This window comes from Geobacillus sp. LYN3, assembly GCF_003064505.1.
Lineage (GTDB): Bacteria > Bacillota > Bacilli > Bacillales > Anoxybacillaceae > Parageobacillus_B > Parageobacillus_B toebii.
The window spans coordinates 454,460-454,664 of the sequence record NZ_QCWL01000001.1 but is presented as its reverse complement, the minus strand read 5'-3'; the positions used below and the strand labels follow the sequence as shown (position 1 = coordinate 454,664).

The window sequence follows — 205 nt, the reverse complement described above, 5'->3', positions numbered from 1 at the left end:
TGGAGGGCCCGTGAGGAGGCTGTTGCCGCCGCAACGGGACCGAAGCGTCGCGAGCCGATGGCGTCCGGAGCTGGACAGCGTACGTAAAGCAGAAGCGGCCGTTTCACTTCAAAAAGCTAGCCGCCTATGCAAGACGGCTTCTTCCAAACAGACGGTTATCTAGTTTTGAGGGAACGAAATCCCTCTTGACAAACGTGATGATTGG

At 56.6% G+C, this 205-nt stretch carries 1 protein-coding gene; it reads left to right on the top strand.

The window, feature by feature from the left end:
- The first annotated feature begins 10 nt into the window (after positions 1–10).
- A complete protein-coding gene (locus tag DCC82_RS17415) occupies positions 11–163 on the top strand; it encodes a hypothetical protein (RefSeq protein ID WP_233252905.1) in 153 nt (50 codons plus the stop codon).
- Positions 164–205: the final 42 nt, after the last annotated feature.